Here is a 15,635-nt window from a genome sequence, read left to right as displayed (position 1 = left end):
TAGTCTGCTATCTGTCGTGCCAACTCCGATTTCTTGCATATTTCGCATAAGACCGGGCGTGGTATGACGGATTATCGCGGGTGCAACATGAATGGTCGCTGAACGGTGCCTTTATGTCCGGATTCGGAAATGCGACCATATTCATCGACCTGGAAGGTGATCCATGAACATTACGCTGCTCGTACAGTTTCTCGCGCTTCTGGAGGAGATGAAGACACGGGAGGAAATCATCCCCGAGTTCGAGCGACTGCTCGATCGCTGCGGCTTCGATTTCTACGGTGTCGTCCGGCAGCCCAAGCCGCACGACAACCCGCTGCGGCTGCTTCTTGCCGGCCGCTGGCCTGAAGGCTGGCCGCAGATCTACATCCGCAAGAAGTTCGTGGTGATCGATCCGACCATCCGCTATCTCGGCCATGCGCAGCGGGGCTTCCGCTGGCGCGACACGCTGTTTGCCTTCCGCTCCGATCCGCATCGCAAGCGCATGGAAAGCATGATGATCGAGGCCCGCAACCACGGCCTCTACGATGGCTATATCTTCCCGGTGCATGGCCGGCGCGGCCTGCTCGGCAACCTGACCGTGGGCGGCCGTGTCGTCGACTTGAGCCCGGTCGAGATCAGCCTGTTCGATGCGATTGCCAAGCGGCTTTTCTGGAAGCTGCTCGACCTGACGGACCCGGAGGTTTCGGCCGAACTCGGCTCGCGGGTCGAGGTGCAGATGACGCGGCGCGAAATGGAGGCGCTCAATTACCTCGCCGACGGCATGACCTCCAACGACATCGGCAAGGTGCTCGATATCTCGAGCCACACGGTGGACTGGTACATGAACGGCATCCAGGAAAAGCTGAAGGCCAAGAACCGCCACCACGTCGTGGCGATCGCCTTCAGGCTGGGTCTGATCTCCTGACGCAAAGGCATTTGGTTTCCTGTCGTATCTGAAATTGCGCTCTGCCCGGTGACTCGCTAATACTTTATTTCGCGGGTGCAGCATTTCCCGCAATATCAAGTCATTGAGGAGACCGACTTGCCTATCTCGAAGATCCTTGTTGCCAACCGTTCTGAAATCGCCATCCGCGTTTTTCGCGCTGCAAACGAACTCGGTCTGAAAACGGTCGCGATATGGGCTGAAGAGGATAAACTGGCGCTGCACCGCTTCAAGGCGGACGAAAGTTACCAGATCGGCCGAGGCCCGCACCTTGCCCGCGACCTCGGCCCGATCGAGAGCTACCTGTCGATCGAGGAGGTGATCCGGGTCGCCAAGCTCTCGGGCGCCGACGCCATCCACCCGGGTTACGGGCTGCTGTCGGAAAGCCCCGAATTCGTCGACGCCTGCGATGCCGCCGGCATCACCTTCATCGGTCCGCGGCCGGCGACGATGCGCCAGCTCGGCAACAAGGTGGCGGCGCGCAACCTTGCCATTTCCGTCGGCGTGCCGGTGGTGCCGGCGACCGACCCGTTGCCGGATGACGAAAAGGAAATCCATCGCCTGGCGGCCGAAGTCGGCTACCCGGTCATGCTCAAGGCCTCCTGGGGCGGCGGCGGTCGCGGCATGCGCGCCATCCGCGACCCGAAGGACCTGATCCGCGAGGTGACCGAAGCCAAGCGCGAGGCCAAGGCCGCCTTCGGCAAGGACGAGGTCTATCTCGAAAAGCTGGTCGAGCGTGCCCGCCATGTCGAAAGCCAGATCCTGGGCGACACCCACGGCAATGTCGTGCATCTGTTCGAGCGCGACTGCTCGATCCAGCGCCGCAACCAGAAGGTCGTCGAGCGCGCACCGGCCCCCTACCTCTCCGATGCACAGCGCCAGGAACTGGCCAACTATTCGCTGAAGATCGCCCAGGCGACCAACTACATCGGCGCCGGTACGGTCGAGTATCTGATGGATGCGAACACCGGCAAGTTCTACTTCATCGAGGTGAATCCGCGCATCCAGGTCGAGCACACGGTCACTGAGGTCGTGACCGGCATCGATATCGTCAAGGCGCAGATCCATATCCTCGACGGCGAGGCGATCGGCACGCCGGCATCGGGCGTTCCGAAGCAGGAAGACATCCGTCTCAACGGCCACGCGCTGCAGTGCCGCATCACGACGGAAGATCCGGAACAGAACTTCATTCCCGACTATGGCCGCATCACCGGCTATCGTTCGGCCGCCGGCTTCGGCATCCGGCTTGACGGCGGCACGGCCTATACCGGCGCCTACATCACCCGCTATTACGATCCGCTGCTGGTCAAGGTCACGGCCTCCGGCAGCACGCCCCAGGAAGCGATCAGCCGCATGGACCGGGCGCTGCGCGAATTCCGCATCCGCGGTGTCGCCACCAACCTGACCTTCCTCGAAGCGATCATCGGCCACGAGCAGTTCCGCAACAACACCTACACGACCCGCTTCATCGACACGACGCCGGAGCTGTTCCAGCAGGTGCGGCGCCAGGACCGCGCCACGAAGCTGCTGACTTACATCGCCGACGTCACTGTCAACGGCCATCCGGAAACGAAGGGCCGCCCGCGGCCGGCCGCCGATGCGGCAAAGCCGGCCGTGCCGTTCATTGAAGGCGAAATCCCCGCCGGCACCAAGCAGAAGCTCGACGAACTCGGGCCGAAGAAGTTCGCCGAATGGGTGCGTGGCGAGAACCGGGTGTTCCTGACCGACACGACGATGCGCGACGGCCACCAGTCGCTGCTCGCCACCCGCATGCGCACGCATGACATCGCCCGCGTCGCCGGCACCTATGCCCGCGCGTTGCCGCAGCTGTTCTCGCTCGAATGCTGGGGTGGTGCGACCTTCGACGTGTCCATGCGATTCCTCACCGAAGATCCGTGGGACCGGCTGGCGCGTATTCGCGAGGATGCGCCGAACCTGCTGCTGCAGATGCTTCTGCGCGGCGCCAACGGTGTCGGCTACAAGAACTACCCCGACAATGTCGTCAAATACTTCGTCCGCCAGGCAGCCAAGGGCGGCATCGACGTCTTCCGCGTCTTCGACTGCCTCAACTGGGTCGACAACATGCGCGTGTCGATGGAGGCCGTCGCCGAGGAGAACCGCATCTGCGAGGCGGCGATCTGCTACACCGGCGACATCCTGAACTCGGCCCGCCCGAAGTACGATCTGAAGTACTACACCGCGCTCGCCGCCGAGCTCGAAAAGGCCGGCGCCCACATGATCGCCGTCAAGGACATGGCGGGCCTCTTGAAGCCGGCGGCTGCGCGCGTTCTCTTCAAGGCGCTGCGCGAGGCGACCGACCTGCCGATCCACTTCCACACCCACGACACCTCGGGCATTGCGGCTGCGACCGTGCTGGCCGCCGTCGAGAGCGGCGTCGATGTGGTCGATGCGGCGATGGATGCACTGTCGGGCAATACCTCGCAGCCCTGCCTCGGTTCGATCGTCGAGGCGCTCAAGGGCTCGGAGCGGGATCCGGGGCTTGATCCCGAATGGATCCGCCGCATCTCGTTCTATTGGGAAGCGGTACGCCACCAGTACGCCGCCTTCGAAAGCGACCTCAAGGGGCCGGCTTCCGAAGTCTACCTGCACGAAATGCCGGGCGGCCAGTTCACCAACCTCAAGGAACAGGCCCGTTCGCTGGGGCTCGAAACCAAGTGGCACCGGGTGGCCCAAGCCTATGCCGACGCCAACCAGATGTTCGGCGATATCGTCAAGGTGACGCCGTCCTCCAAGGTGGTCGGCGACATGGCGCTGATGATGGTCTCGCAGGATCTGACGGTTGCCGACGTCGAGAACCCGGCAAAGGACATCGCCTTCCCGGATTCGGTCGTGTCGATGCTGAAGGGCGATCTCGGCCAGCCCCCGGGCGGCTGGCCGGAAGCTCTGCAGAAGAAGGCGTTGAAGGGCGAGAAGGCCTATACCGCGGTTCCGGGCTCGCTGCTGCCGCCGGCCGATCTCGACGCGGAGCGCAAGGCCATCGAGGAGAAGCTGGAGCGCAAGGTCGACGACTTCGAGTTTGCCTCCTACCTGATGTACCCGAAGGTCTTCACCGACTATGCGGTCGCCGCCGATACCTATGGCCCCGTCAGCGTGCTGCCGACGCCCGCCTATTTCTACGGGCTTGGACCGGGCGAGGAACTGCAGCCGGAGATCGAGCGGGGCAAGTCGCTGGTCATCCTGCACCAGGCCAAGAGCGAGCCGGACGAGAAGGGCATGGTCAAGGTGTTCTTCGAACTCAACGGCCAGCCGCGCCTGATCAAGGTTCCGGACCGCAACCGCAGCGCTTCGAGCGCCGTGCGCCGCAAGGCCGAAGGTGGCAATGCCGCCCATCTCGGCGCGCCGATGCCGGGCGTCATCTCGACGGTCGCCGTTGCCGCCGGACAGGCGGTCAAGGCCGGCGACGTGCTGCTTTCGATCGAGGCGATGAAGATGGAAACCGCGCTGCACGCCGAGAAGGACGGCACGATCGCCGAGGTGCTGGTGCGCGCCGGCGACCAGATCGACGCCAAGGATCTGCTGATCGTCTACGAGGCCTGAGGATTCAGGCTCATACGGACAGAAGCGGCCGCATTTAGCCCGGCCGTTTTGTTTTTGCGAGGTTGCTGCGGATGCGGTTGCCTCCACCCACTCCTCAGTCACCCTCGGGTCAAGCCCGAGGATGACAATCGAGAGGGGGAAGCCTGCTCCTGCTCAGATCTCGTAGTCGTGCGGGGCGCTGAGCGATGCGATGAATTTCTTGGTGCGTTCGCGCTCCGGCGCAGAGAAGATCGCCTTCGGGGCGCCGCTTTCGACGACGAGGCCACCATCGAGGAAGATCACCTTGTCGGCGACGCGCGAGGCGAGGCGCAGGTCGTGGGTCGCCATCACCATCGTCGTGCCCTCGCGGGCAAGCCGGCTCAGGACTTCGACCACCTCTTCAGCCAGTTCCGGATCAAGCGCCGAGGTTGGCTCGTCACAGAGAAGCACCCGCGGCGACGGTGCCAGCGCCCGGGCGATCGCCACGCGCTGTTGCTGGCCGCCCGAAAGCGTCGCCGGCCAGGCGTCGGCTTTGTGCGCCATGCCGACCTTTTCGAGCAGTTCCATGGCGCGCGCCTTTGCCTTGTCCGCCGGCCATTTCAACACGGTGACGAGGCCTTCCATGACATTGCCGAGCGAGGTCTGGTGCGGGAACAGCTGGAAGTTCTGGAACACCATGCCGGTCTGCCGGCGCAGGCGCTGGATCGAAGCCCAGCCGACCTTGCGGCCGGGGGCGAAGTCGAGCTTTTCGTCGCCGAGCTTGATCGCGCCGGAGGTCGGGATCTCGAGCAGGTTGATGCAGCGCAAAAGCGTGCTCTTGCCGCCGCCTGAAGGCCCGACCAGTGCGGTCACGGTGCCCTCGGCGAGCGTGACGGAAATATCCTTCAGCACGAGATTGTCGCCGAAACGCTTTTCGATGTGGGAGAGCTCGATCATGCGCGTGCCTCCAGGAAGCCGCCATAGCGGGCAAAGCGTCGCTCCAGCCGCACTTGCAGCGCCGAGAGCACGGAGCTCATCGCAAGGTAGATCAAGGCCGCCAGGATATAGAGGATCAACGGCTCATAGGTGGTGGCGACGATGCGCTGCGCCGTCTGGAACATCTCCGGCACGGTGATGGCGGCGGCAAGCGAGGTGTCCTTGACCAGCGAGATGAAGGTGTTCGACAAGGGCGGCACGGCGACGCGGGTCGCCTGCGGCAGGATGGTGCGGCGCATCGCCTGGCTCCAGCTCATGCCGATCGAATAGGCCGCTTCCCACTGCCCGCGCGGGACCGACGAGATGACCGCGCGGATGATCTCGGAGGTGTAGGCGCCGACGTTCAGGGAGAAGCCGATCAGGGCGGCGGTGAAGGCGTCGAGCAGGATGCCGGCGCTCGGCAGGCCGTAGAAAATCACGAACAGCTGCACGAGCAGCGGCGTGCCGCGGATCACCCAGACGTAGAACCTGGCGATGGCGACGACCGGCGCCGGACCGAACAGGCGGCCCACAGCGGTTATAAGCCCGAGGATCAGGCCGAAGATGAAGGAAAGCAGCGTCAGCGGGATGGTGAAGGTGAGGCCGGCCCACAGCAGGGACGGCGCCGAATCCAGCATGAGTTGGAGCCAGGTGGGCAAGGGGCGGGCCTTTCAAAAAGCGCGATCCGCCCCGGGAACCGGAACGGATCGCATTTCATAGCCGAGAATGGCCGGTGGTAAAACCGGCCGGTTGCTGGAGTTACTTCGAGACGTCGGCGCCGAAGTACTTCTGCGAGATCTTGTCGTAGGTGCCATCGGCCTTGATGTCGACGAGCGCCTTGTTGATCGCTTCGAGCAGTTCCGGCTCGCCCTTGCGGATGATGATGCCGGAGAAGTCGGCGTCGGCCTGCTCGGCGGCAATCTTCACAGGCGCGTCAGGCTTCTTCTTCTTGAAATCGAGGAAGGAGAGGCTGTCGTTGATCGTCGCATCGGCGCGGCCGGTGAGCACGAGCTGGATCGACTGGTCGAAGCCGTCGGTGCCGACGAGTTCGGCGCCGGACGCGGTCGCGAGCTTGCCGAAGTTGCTGGTCAGCGACTGGGCGGCGTTCTTGCCCTTGAGATCGGCAAAGCCCTTGATCTCCTCGTTGTCGCTCTTGACGATCAGCACGGCCTTGGAAGCGATGTAGGGCTCGGAGAAGTCGTACTTCTTCTTGCGCTCCTCGGTGATGCCGACCTGATTGATGACCGTGTCATAACGGTTGGCGTCGAGGCCGGCGATGAGGCCGTCCCACTTGCCTTCGAGGAACTCGGCCTTGACGCCGAGCTTTTCCGCGACCGCCTGGCCGATCTCGACGTCGAAGCCGACGAGCGCGCCCGAGGCGTCATGATAGGTGAAGGGCGCGTAGGTGCCCTCGGTGCCGATCTTGAGCACACCAGCGGATTTGACCGCGTTGAGGTTCTCACCGGCTTCAGCGGAGGAAAGGGCGGCAACCTGCAGCAGAGCGGCTGCAAACAGCGTGGGGAGGAGTTTCATCGTGATTTTCCATCTTTTTTCTGGCCCGGCCCGTCGTCCGGATTGAGCGGACAATCGCATAAAAAATCGGCGATCTGAGCGTATAAAACACCAATTCCTGAGCGTTTTGATGAAGAATTTTCTTCGAACCGGTGCCGCTTGCGTGCAAAGCGCTCGGTTTGCGGATTTTGCGTCCTTTCCAATTCGGCTGGTTTTCGCGACTTGAAATCGGTTTCAAAATTCGATATGCACATTTATAGCGATTCATGCACGTTTGTACACGATTGGTGAGAATGTCGGGCGATCTCCTTCTTCGTGAGCGAAAGACGCTGATCCAGGAACGGCTGAAAGCCAATGGCCGGGTGCTGGCTGTCGATCTTGCCGCCGAGCTCAATGTCTCCGAAGACACCATTCGCCGTGACCTCCGGGAAATGGCGGCGGCCGGTCTCTGCGAACGCGTTTACGGTGGTGCGCTGCCGGTCGTTCCGGCGGCGCACAGCACCTTGAGCGAGCGGGTGGCGATGGCGCCGGAGCGCAAGGCCGCCCTGGCCCGTGCGGCGGCTGAACTGATCAAGCCGGGCATGACGGTGTTTCTCGACGCCGGTTCAACCAATCTCGCGATCGCGCAACTGCTCGATCCCGACCTCAAGGTCACGGTCGTCACCAATACGCCGCTGATTGCCGCAGCCCTCATGGAAAAGCCAGGGGTGGATCTCATCCTGCTCGGCGGACCGCTCAACCGGGCCGTCGGGGCGGCGATCAGTGCGCGGGCGCAACGCGATGCGGAATTGCTGAGGCCAGACCTCTGTTATCTCGGCACCTGCGGCGCCGATGCCGTCGCCGGGCTGACGGCGATCCATTTCGAGGACGCGGAGTTCAAGCGGCTGATTGCCCAGCGCAGCCGGCGTCTCGTCGTCGCCATCACCAGCGACAAGCTCGGCACCGCGGCCCCCCACGCGATTGCCAGCATCGACGACAAGTCGACGCTGGTGCTGGAAGCGGATGCACCGGCTGAGCATCGCGCGGCGCTCAAGGCTGCCGGCGCGGATATTCTGATGGCGGGAGGGCCTGATCAATGACGATTACCCACGTGGCGCTGTGGACCCGTGACCTCGAAGGCATTGCCGGCTTCTGGTCATCCTTCTTCGGTGCAGAGGTTGGCGAGGTCTACGAAAGCCGGAGGCGGCCGGGGTTCCGGTCGCGCTTCCTGAAGCTCGGCCATGGGCCGGCGATCGAGATCATGGAAGGCCCTTGGGTCGCGCCAAGCGATCCGGCGGAAGAGCGCACGGGCCTTGCCCATGTCGCTGTGTCGCTCGGCAGCGAGCAGGCCGTCGACGCCATGGCCGCGCAGGCGGAGGCTGAAGGCATCCTGATCGCGAAACCGCGCTGGACCGGCGACGGCTTCTATGAGGCGGTCCTTTGCGACCCCGATGGCAATCTGATCGAAATTGTTGTTTGAGCCGGCCGACCGGCAAAGAGGCAAGACCATGGACCAACGTTCTCCCACCGCGACCGACCGCCAGGGCTACATGACCCGCAACCGGCTGGCCGTTTCGCTGCTCTTCCTGTTGAACGGCTTCGTCATCGGCAGCTGGGCGCCGAAGATCCCCGAATTCAAGGACCGGCTCGGCATCAGCGAAAGCGTGCTAGGCCTGTTGATCCTGACGTTCGGCATCGGCTCGCTGGTGCTCATGCCGATTGCCGGCGGCTACATCGCCCGGGTGGGTTCGCAGAAGGTGGTCAAGGTCACCGCCATCATCCTGTCGCCATTGCTTCTGCTCCTGACGCTTGTCCCTGACGTCTGGACGGCGGCCGTCGCCATGTTCCTGCTTGGCGGTTTTGCCGGTGCGATGGACGTCGCGATGAACGCCAATGCAGTCGAGGTCGAAAAATCCATGCGCCGGGCGATCATGTCGTCCTGCCATGCCTACTGGAGCCTCGGCGGCCTGATCGGCGCCGGAATCGGCGGCTTCCTCATGGCCCATTTCGGTGTGCTGGCGCATGCCCTCGTCGTCACTGCGATGTGCCTGGCATTGATCGCCGCCGCCTGGCCGATGATCCTCGCCGACAAGCCGCATCCGGGCGCCGCCAAGGAAAAGCTGCGCCTGCCGATGACGCCGCTTCCCTGGCTGATCGGCATCATGGCGCTGTTTTCGATGGTTCCCGAGGGCACGGTTCTCGACTGGGGCGCGCTTTACCTGCGCAACGAGCTTGGTGCCTCCGTTGAGCTTTCCGGCTTCGGCTTTGCGGCTTTCTCCGCCACGATGGCAACCATGCGTTTCGCCGGCGACTTCGTCCGCGACCGCTTCGGCGCCAAGCGCACCTTGCGCATCTGCACGGTGACGGCTCTCGTCGGCATGGTCATCGCGGGCACCGCACCCAATGCCTATGTCGCCATCCTCGGCTTTGCCATTGCTGGCATCGGAATCTCCAACATGGTGCCGATCGCGTTTTCGGCCGCCGGCAACATGCCGGGCCTGCAGCCGGGCATCGGCCTGTCGGTCGCGACCTTCATGGGCTATTCCGGCATGCTGTTCGCGCCGTCGCTGATCGGCTTCGTTGCCGAGCATACGGGCTTTGCCATCATCTTCGCATCGGTGCCGCTGCTCTTCATCGTCGTACTGCTGCTGTCGCACCACGCGCACCATGCGGACCACGCCAAGGGGCACTGAGACGGAACGGCGCCATCAAATCGCCGTCAGGGCATGATGTCGCCGTTGACAATCAGGCTTTCCTCATCCACCTGATGGGCAAAGAGCTGGGGCACGTTGAGGAAAGTCAGTGCGGGTTCTGCCCGTATTCCCGCCCGGCTTAGTGACCACGAAGAGGCCTTCATGTCTTCCGCCTTCGATTTCGATCCGCAACCCCGTCGTGGCTCCGTCGCTGTCGATGTCGGGGGCGTCATTGTCGGGGGCGGGGCGCCGGTGGTGGTCCAGTCGATGACCAACACCGACACCGCAGATATCGATGGAACGGTGGCGCAGGTGGCCGCTCTTCACAAGGCCGGCTCGGAGCTGGTGCGCATCACCGTCGACCGCGACGAGAGTGCAGCCGCCGTACCAAAAATCCGCGAGCGCCTCGAGCGTCTCGGCCTCGACGTACCGCTCGTCGGCGACTTTCACTATATCGGCCACAAGTTGCTCGCCGACCATCCGGCCTGCGCCGAAGCGCTCGCCAAGTACCGTATCAACCCAGGCAATGTCGGCTTCAAGGACAAGAAGGACAAGCAGTTCGCCGAGATCGTCGAGATGGCGATCCGCTACGACAAGCCGGTGCGCATCGGCGTCAACTGGGGTTCGCTCGATCAGGAGCTGCTGACGCGGCTGATGGACGAGAACAAAGCCAACGGCTTTCCGCTCACGGCGCAGGAAGTGACGCGCGAAACGATCGTGCAGTCGGCGTTGCTCTCGGCGGAACTTGCCGAAGAGATCGGCCTGCCGCGCAACCGCATCATCCTCTCGGCCAAGGTTTCCGGCGTTCAGGACCTGATCGCGGTCTACGCCATGCTGTCGGCGCGCTCCGACCATGCGCTGCATCTTGGGCTTACCGAAGCGGGCATGGGCACCAAGGGTATCGTCGCCTCCTCGGCCTCGCTCGGCATCCTGATGCAGCAGGGCATCGGCGACACCATCCGCATCTCGCTGACGCCAGAGCCCGGCGGCGACCGCACCCGCGAGGTCCAGGTGGCGCAGGAACTGCTGCAGGTCATGGGCTTCCGCCAGTTCATTCCCGTCGTCGCCGCCTGTCCCGGCTGCGGCCGCACCACGTCCACGGTGTTCCAGGAGCTTGCCCAGAAGATCCAGGACGACATCCGCCGCAACATGCCGGTCTGGCGTGAGAAATATCCTGGTGTCGAGGGCCTGAAGGTCGCGGTCATGGGCTGCATCGTCAACGGCCCCGGCGAAAGCAAACATGCCGATATCGGCATCTCGCTGCCGGGCACCGGCGAAATGCCGGCAGCGCCCGTCTTTATCGACGGCGAGAAGGCGATGACGCTTCGCGGGCCCAACATCGCCGCCGATTTTGAGACGCTGGTTTCCGACTATATCGAGAAGCGCTACGGCCACGGCCAGGCGGCCGCCGAATAACGGATCGCCCGTTACCTGCGCTCACGCCATCGTGGGCGCCTCAGAGCCGTGACGTCAGCAGCTTCAGCCCGGCAAAGGCGAAGAAACCGGCCATCAGGCTTTCGATCAGCCGTCTGGATTTCAGATAGGCGCGGTGCACCGGCGTCAGCGAAAAGACGATCGCAAAGCCACAGAAGGTGATCAGACCCAACATCATGCAGCCGCCGATGAAAATGGCGGTAACGCCGACCGGCGCGCCCTCGGGCATGCCGAGCGAGACCAGCATGATCCAGGAGAAGATCGCCTTCGGGTTGGTCAGGTGGATGCCGAGCCCCTTGAGATAGAGCCGCTTCAACGACGTCTGCACCTTGGCCGTCGGCACGATCGTGGCGTTGTTGCTGCGCATGGCGGCGCGAAAAGCGTTGTAGGCGAGCCAGAAGAGATAACAGGCGCCGGCGATCTTCAGGACGATGATCGCATGGCCATAGGCGCGGATCAGCGCCGAGAGGCCCGACGCCGTCAGCATCGCCCAGGTGTAGCTTCCGGTGAGAACGCCGAAGGCAAGCGCCAGGCCTGATTTACGCCCCTCGCTGACCGAGGTGGTGATGATCGCAAGGATCGCCGGCCCGGGCGAAGCGGTCGCGATCAGATAGGCGGTCCAGGCGATCAGAAGCTGCGGCAAGTAGGGTGTGGGGTCGAACATGCGAGGAAGCTCCGGCTCAGTCGCCGGAGGCTAGATCAGTTCATCGCCCGTATGAAACGGTGAAATGTACCCGTGACAAGATCTCAGAGGATCTCGTCGAGCGCTTCGATCAGCCGGGCACACTCTTGATCGGTGCCGATGGTGATGCGCAGGAAATCGGAAATGCGCGGCTTGGCAAAATGGCGCACCAGAACGGCGCGCTCACGCAGCGCCTTCATCAGGGCGTCGCCGGCATGATCAGGGTGGCGGGCAAAGACGAAATTTGCGCCTGAGGGCAGAACTTCGAAGCCACGCTTCGTCAGATCCGCCGAAAGGCGCTCACGCGACGCGATGATCTTTGTGCGCGTCTCTCCGAACCAGACCTCGTCTTCGATCGCGGCGATGGCGCCGGCCTGGGCCGGGCGACCGAGCGGATAGGAGTTGAAGCTGTCCTTCACCCGCTCCAGCGCCTCGATCAGCGGCCGCTGGCCGATGGCGAAGCCGACGCGCAGACCCGCGAGCGCGCGCGACTTGGAGAAGGTCTGCACCACCAGCAGATTCTCGTATTTCGACACAAGTTCTGTCGCCGACTGGCCGCCGAAATCGACATAGGCCTCGTCGATGACGACGGGCTGGTCCGGATGACTTGCAACCAGCCGCTCGATTTCTGTAAGCGGCAATGCGATGCCGGTCGGCGCGTTCGGGTTCGGCAGGATGATCGCGCCTGAAGGCCGGTCGTAGTCGGCAAGATCGATCTCGTAGCGATCGTTGAGCGGTACTTCGACCGTGTCGATCTCGAAGAGCCGGGCATAGGTCGCGTAGAAGCTGTAGGAAATATCGGGGTAGAGCAGCGGCGCGTCGTGTGTCAGGAGGCCCGCGAAGATGTGTGCCAGAACCTCGTCGGAACCGTTGCCGACGAAGACCTCCTCAGCCGCCACGCCATAGCGTGCCGCAATCGTCTGCCGAAGTTTCAGCGCCAGAGGATCCGGATAGAGCCTGAGGTCATCGCTCGTCGCAGTGCGGATCGCGTCCAGCACCTTCGGAGACGGCCCATAGGGACACTCGTTGGTGTTGAGCTTTGTGAGGTTGGCGATGCGCGGCTGTTCGCCCGGCACGTACGGCTTCAGCTTGGAGACGATCGGCGACCAGTATTTGCTCACGGGGTCAATTCCTGCGGTTGGCGACGAAACGGGCGGTTTCAACGAGGATGGCAGAGCGTTTGCCATAGGGGGCAAGCAGGGCTTCGGCTTCGGCCACCAGCTGCTCCAGCCGTTGTTCGGCCCAGGCCTGGCCATGGAGGGCCACCAGCGTGCCCTTGCCGCGGGCGGCGTCCTTTCCGGTCGCCTTGCCCATGGTCTCGGCGTCGGCGGTGAGGTCGAGCAGGTCGTCGGCGAGCTGGAAGGCAAGGCCGATCTTTTCGCCGAAGGCACGCAGCCGCGACCGGTCGTCCCTCGACGCGCCGGCGACGATCGCGCCGGCCTCGCAGCCGAAGCGGATGAGGGCACCAGTCTTCATGGCCTGCAGCGTGACGATACCGGCTTCATCCGGCGCCGATTTTTCCGCCGCCAGGTCGAGTGCCTGCCCGCCGGCCATGCCGCCATGGCCCGCGGCGCGGCCAAGCGCCAGGATCAGGTCCACCTTCTGCGTGTCCGTCAGCAATGTCTCGGGCGCGGCGACGACGTCGAACGCGAAGGTCAGCAGGCTGTCGCCGGCAAGAATCGCGGTCGCCTCGTCGAAAGCCCTGTGCACGGTCGGCTGGCCGCGGCGCATGTCGTCGTCGTCCATGGCCGGCAGGTCGTCATGCACCAGCGAATAGCAGTGCACGCATTCGAGCGCGGCGCCGACGCGCAGCGCCGCGTCGCGGTCGCCGCCGAGAAGATCGGCGCATTCGATCACCAGGAAGGGCCGCAGTCGCTTGCCGCCGTTCAGGACCCCGTGGCGCATGGCGGCAAGCAGGTTTGCCGGTCGTGCGATCTCGTCCGCCTCCGTCGTCGCCCCGAGCAGGCGCTCGAGCAGGGCCTCGACGGCGCGGGCGTTGTCGGCAAGGCGACGGGTGAATGGCGAAGGTTCCTGGCTCATGCGCGCTCTTTGGCATGGGCGAAGGGGGCTTTCAACGGGGATTCGTGTCGCAGCGGCGCGCTTTGTCTGGGACAGCCGCTTGCGCGCCTTGCCTTTTGCCAGAAAGCCCGTTCAACTTTGCCAGCCCTTGCACTAAGAGAAGCGGATGGACAGAGAGGTGGACAGTCAGGCCGTGAACGTCGTTCCGGAAGCGCGCGAGGAGGGCGAGGTGCCTTCCAGTCGCTGGTCTTCGCTCCGCCGGACTTTGCGCACACGCCGCCGCCAGATCATCCTGGCCGTTCTCGGCTTCCTCGTCCTTCCCTATGCGCTGATCGTTCTCTATCTGGTCGAATTCATCCACCCCGTCTCGACGCTGATGCTGCGCGATCTTGTGCTCCTGCGCGGCTACGACCGGCAGTGGGTGGAGTTCGACGATATCGCACCTGTTCTCGTGCAATCGGTGATGATGTCCGAAGACGGCCAGTTCTGCGCCCATGACGGCGTCGACTGGGGGCAGATGCGCGGCGTGGTCGAGGACGCGCTCGAAGGGGAATCGACCCGCGGCGCCAGCACCATTCCGATGCAGACGGTCAAGAACCTCTACCTCTGGAATGGCCGCTCGTTCCTGCGCAAGGGCATGGAACTGCCTCTGGCGGTCGCTGCCGATTTCGTCTGGAGCAAGCGGCGGCTGATGGAGATCTACCTCAACATCGCCGAATGGGGCGACGGGATCTACGGCATCGAGGCGGCGGCGCGCCATCATTTCGGTATCTCCGCCTCCAAGCTGTCACGCCGGCAGGCCGCGCTCCTTGCCGTGTCGCTGCCCAATCCGAAGGAGCGCAACGCCGGCAAACCCGGCCGTGGGCTGAAACGCCTGGCGAACCTGATCGAGCGACGTGCCAGCCGGTCGGGCGAATACATCACCTGCCTTTATGATTGAGATGACCTCTATTCATTGGCCCTGATGTTCGTCGTGGCTTAAATGTCGCGGCAACAAGCACAGGGAGACCCATCGATGGACAAGCTCGTTCTTCACGTCGGAAACAAGAACTATTCGTCCTGGTCGATGAGACCCTGGATCGCGATGACTGCGGCCGGCATCGACTTTGAGGACGTGGTCATTCCGTTCGATTTCGCCGCCGGTAATCCGGAGATCCGCGCGATCTCGCCAACCGGGAAAGTGCCGCTGCTGTGCCATGGCGATATGCTCGTCTGGGAATCGCTGGCGATCATCGAATATGTCGCCGAGCTCTTTCCCGATGCCGGGCTCTGGCCGTCAGATCGTCAGGCACGTGCCCGGGCCCGCAGCTATTCGATGGAGATGCTCTCCGGCTTCCGGGCCCTGCGTGGTGCATGCCCGATGAACATTCGCCGGCAGAAGCAGGCCCTTGATGTGGCCGAGGATGTTCGCGCCGACGTCGCCCGCATCGAAGAGATCTGGATGGAGGCGCTGTCGCGTTCCGGTGGCCCGTTCCTCTTCGGATCCTTCTGTGCGGCCGACGCGATGTACGCGCCTGTGGTCAACCGCTTCGACGTCTACGATCTCGTTGCGGATCGGGAAACGCTCGGCTACATGGAGCGCGTGAAAGCGCATCCGGCTTTCGGCAAGTGGGAGGAAGCCGCTCGCGCAGAGCCGTGGATCGTTGCCGAAGACGAGGTCTGAAAAGCCACGCCCGGACCTTTGAGTCGAAAATTTGCGGCTGGGGACTGGTCAAGTGGGAGTTGGCCATGTATAAGCGCGCCAAATTTCCGTGATTAACACCTGTTTTACACGGCCATTTCGGCTGCTGAACAGTGTTTGCCCGATAAGTGGAGAATGAAATGGCTGTACCTAAAAGAAAAACGAGCCCGTCCAAGCGTGGCATGCGCCGTTCGGCTGACGCTCTGAAGACCCCGACCTACG

At 63.6% G+C, this 15,635-nt stretch carries 16 protein-coding genes; 9 read left to right on the top strand and 7 right to left on the bottom strand.

Features of this window, described 5'->3' with window-relative positions:
• The first annotated feature begins 163 nt into the window (after nucleotides 1–163).
• Both VGO12_RS08770 and pyc read left to right on the top strand, forming a co-directional pair.
• On the top strand, nucleotides 164–904 hold the full coding sequence (locus tag VGO12_RS08770) for a helix-turn-helix transcriptional regulator (RefSeq protein ID WP_327512348.1): 741 nt from the start codon (nucleotides 164–166) through the stop codon (nucleotides 902–904).
• A gap of 117 nt (nucleotides 905–1,021) precedes the next feature.
• A complete protein-coding gene (gene pyc / locus VGO12_RS08765) occupies nucleotides 1,022–4,480 on the top strand; it encodes a pyruvate carboxylase (protein WP_327512346.1) in 3,459 nt (1,152 codons plus the stop codon).
• A 153-nt stretch (nucleotides 4,481–4,633) separates the two neighbouring features.
• Here pyc and VGO12_RS08760 read toward each other — a convergent pair whose 3' ends face one another.
• The 3 genes from VGO12_RS08760 to VGO12_RS08750 all read right to left on the bottom strand — a co-directional run bounded on the left by VGO12_RS08760 (nucleotide 4,634) and on the right by VGO12_RS08750 (nucleotide 6,946).
• Nucleotides 4,634–5,395: an amino acid ABC transporter ATP-binding protein gene (locus VGO12_RS08760; RefSeq protein ID WP_327512345.1), complete on the bottom strand. Its 762-nt coding sequence runs from the start codon at nucleotides 5,393–5,395 to the stop codon at nucleotides 4,634–4,636.
• On the bottom strand, nucleotides 5,392–6,072 hold the full coding sequence (locus tag VGO12_RS08755) for an amino acid ABC transporter permease (RefSeq protein WP_327512344.1): 681 nt from the start codon (nucleotides 6,070–6,072) through the stop codon (nucleotides 5,392–5,394). Before VGO12_RS08755 ends, VGO12_RS08760 begins: the two co-directional genes overlap by 4 nt.
• A gap of 100 nt (nucleotides 6,073–6,172) precedes the next feature.
• Nucleotides 6,173–6,946 carry an amino acid ABC transporter substrate-binding protein gene (locus tag VGO12_RS08750; protein ID WP_327512343.1) on the bottom strand — a complete coding sequence of 258 codons (774 nt, stop codon included), beginning with the start codon at nucleotides 6,944–6,946 and terminating at the stop codon, nucleotides 6,173–6,175.
• Nucleotides 6,947–7,218: 272 nt separating this feature from the next.
• On the opposite strand from VGO12_RS08750, the gene VGO12_RS08745 reads away from it, so the two are divergent.
• Genes VGO12_RS08745 through VGO12_RS08735 form a run of 3 tightly spaced genes read left to right on the top strand, consistent with a single transcriptional unit; the run spans nucleotide 7,219 to nucleotide 9,597 of the window.
• Nucleotides 7,219–8,004, top strand: coding sequence for a DeoR/GlpR family DNA-binding transcription regulator (locus VGO12_RS08745; protein ID WP_327512342.1), 786 nt, complete (start codon nucleotides 7,219–7,221; stop codon nucleotides 8,002–8,004).
• A complete protein-coding gene (locus VGO12_RS08740; RefSeq protein ID WP_327512341.1) occupies nucleotides 8,001–8,384 on the top strand; it encodes a VOC family protein in 384 nt (127 codons plus the stop codon). Before VGO12_RS08745 ends, VGO12_RS08740 begins: the two co-directional genes overlap by 4 nt.
• A 28-nt stretch (nucleotides 8,385–8,412) precedes the next feature.
• Entirely contained in the window at nucleotides 8,413–9,597 is a 1,185-nt protein-coding gene (locus tag VGO12_RS08735; protein ID WP_327512340.1) for an MFS transporter, read from the top strand.
• Between the two features lie 26 nt (nucleotides 9,598–9,623).
• Here the strand turns inward: VGO12_RS08735 and VGO12_RS08730 are convergent, their stop codons facing one another.
• Nucleotides 9,624–9,761, bottom strand: coding sequence for a hypothetical protein (locus VGO12_RS08730; RefSeq protein ID WP_327512339.1), 138 nt, complete (start codon nucleotides 9,759–9,761; stop codon nucleotides 9,624–9,626).
• Here VGO12_RS08730 and ispG point away from each other — a divergent pair.
• A complete protein-coding gene (ispG, locus tag VGO12_RS08725; protein WP_327512338.1) occupies nucleotides 9,760–11,013 on the top strand; it encodes a flavodoxin-dependent (E)-4-hydroxy-3-methylbut-2-enyl-diphosphate synthase in 1,254 nt (417 codons plus the stop codon). The genes VGO12_RS08730 and ispG overlap by 2 nt on opposite strands.
• Nucleotides 11,014–11,053: 40 nt before the next feature.
• Here the strand turns inward: ispG and VGO12_RS08720 are convergent, their stop codons facing one another.
• The 3 genes from VGO12_RS08720 to VGO12_RS08710 form a co-directional block, all read right to left on the bottom strand.
• Nucleotides 11,054–11,695 (bottom strand): LysE family translocator, encoded by a 642-nt coding sequence (locus VGO12_RS08720; RefSeq protein ID WP_327512337.1) that lies wholly within the window; start codon nucleotides 11,693–11,695, stop codon nucleotides 11,054–11,056.
• Nucleotides 11,696–11,778: 83 nt separating this feature from the next.
• Complete coding sequence (gene hisC, locus VGO12_RS08715; RefSeq protein ID WP_327512336.1) at nucleotides 11,779–12,834, bottom strand: histidinol-phosphate transaminase; 1,056 nt, start codon at nucleotides 12,832–12,834, stop codon at nucleotides 11,779–11,781.
• 4 nt (nucleotides 12,835–12,838) lie between these two features.
• On the bottom strand, nucleotides 12,839–13,753 hold the full coding sequence (locus tag VGO12_RS08710) for a farnesyl diphosphate synthase (protein WP_327512335.1): 915 nt from the start codon (nucleotides 13,751–13,753) through the stop codon (nucleotides 12,839–12,841).
• A 145-nt stretch (nucleotides 13,754–13,898) separates the two neighbouring features.
• Here VGO12_RS08710 and mtgA point away from each other — a divergent pair, with 145 nt between their 5' ends.
• From mtgA to rpmF, 3 genes are all read left to right on the top strand, one after another.
• Complete coding sequence (mtgA, locus tag VGO12_RS08705; RefSeq protein WP_414650693.1) at nucleotides 13,899–14,672, top strand: monofunctional biosynthetic peptidoglycan transglycosylase; 774 nt, start codon at nucleotides 13,899–13,901, stop codon at nucleotides 14,670–14,672.
• A gap of 75 nt (nucleotides 14,673–14,747) precedes the next feature.
• Complete coding sequence (locus VGO12_RS08700) at nucleotides 14,748–15,395, top strand: glutathione S-transferase family protein (RefSeq protein ID WP_327512334.1); 648 nt, start codon at nucleotides 14,748–14,750, stop codon at nucleotides 15,393–15,395.
• 158 nt (nucleotides 15,396–15,553) lie between these two features.
• Nucleotides 15,554–15,635: 50S ribosomal protein L32 (gene rpmF / locus VGO12_RS08695; RefSeq protein WP_327497478.1), on the top strand; the 82-nt coding region annotated here is incomplete at its 3' end.

This window comes from Ensifer sp. (assembly GCF_035999135.1).
Taxonomy (GTDB): domain Bacteria; phylum Pseudomonadota; class Alphaproteobacteria; order Rhizobiales; family Rhizobiaceae; genus Ensifer.
The sequence above is the reverse complement of the archived record's forward strand: the minus strand, read 5'-3'. Positions and strand labels throughout refer to the sequence as shown.

Bases quoted from the DNA above. Each gene is read 5' to 3' on its own strand.
- ispG (WP_327512338.1), top strand. From the start codon at position 9,760: ATGTCTTCCGCCTTCGATTTCGATCCGCAACCCCGTCGTGGCTCCGTC.
- VGO12_RS08730 (WP_327512339.1), bottom strand. From the start codon at position 9,761: ATGAAGGCCTCTTCGTGGTCACTAAGCCGGGCGGGAATACGGGCAGAA.
- VGO12_RS08750 (WP_327512343.1), bottom strand. From the start codon at position 6,946: ATGAAACTCCTCCCCACGCTGTTTGCAGCCGCTCTGCTGCAGGTTGCC.
- VGO12_RS08760 (WP_327512345.1), bottom strand. From the start codon at position 5,395: ATGATCGAGCTCTCCCACATCGAAAAGCGTTTCGGCGACAATCTCGTG.
- VGO12_RS08700 (WP_327512334.1), top strand. From the start codon at position 14,748: ATGGACAAGCTCGTTCTTCACGTCGGAAACAAGAACTATTCGTCCTGG.
- mtgA (WP_414650693.1), top strand. From the start codon at position 13,899: ATGGACAGAGAGGTGGACAGTCAGGCCGTGAACGTCGTTCCGGAAGCG.
- VGO12_RS08740 (WP_327512341.1), top strand. From the start codon at position 8,001: ATGACGATTACCCACGTGGCGCTGTGGACCCGTGACCTCGAAGGCATT.
- VGO12_RS08720 (WP_327512337.1), bottom strand. From the start codon at position 11,695: ATGTTCGACCCCACACCCTACTTGCCGCAGCTTCTGATCGCCTGGACC.
- VGO12_RS08745 (WP_327512342.1), top strand. From the start codon at position 7,219: ATGTCGGGCGATCTCCTTCTTCGTGAGCGAAAGACGCTGATCCAGGAA.
- VGO12_RS08735 (WP_327512340.1), top strand. From the start codon at position 8,413: ATGGACCAACGTTCTCCCACCGCGACCGACCGCCAGGGCTACATGACC.
- VGO12_RS08770 (WP_327512348.1), top strand. From the start codon at position 164: ATGAACATTACGCTGCTCGTACAGTTTCTCGCGCTTCTGGAGGAGATG.
- VGO12_RS08710 (WP_327512335.1), bottom strand. From the start codon at position 13,753: ATGAGCCAGGAACCTTCGCCATTCACCCGTCGCCTTGCCGACAACGCC.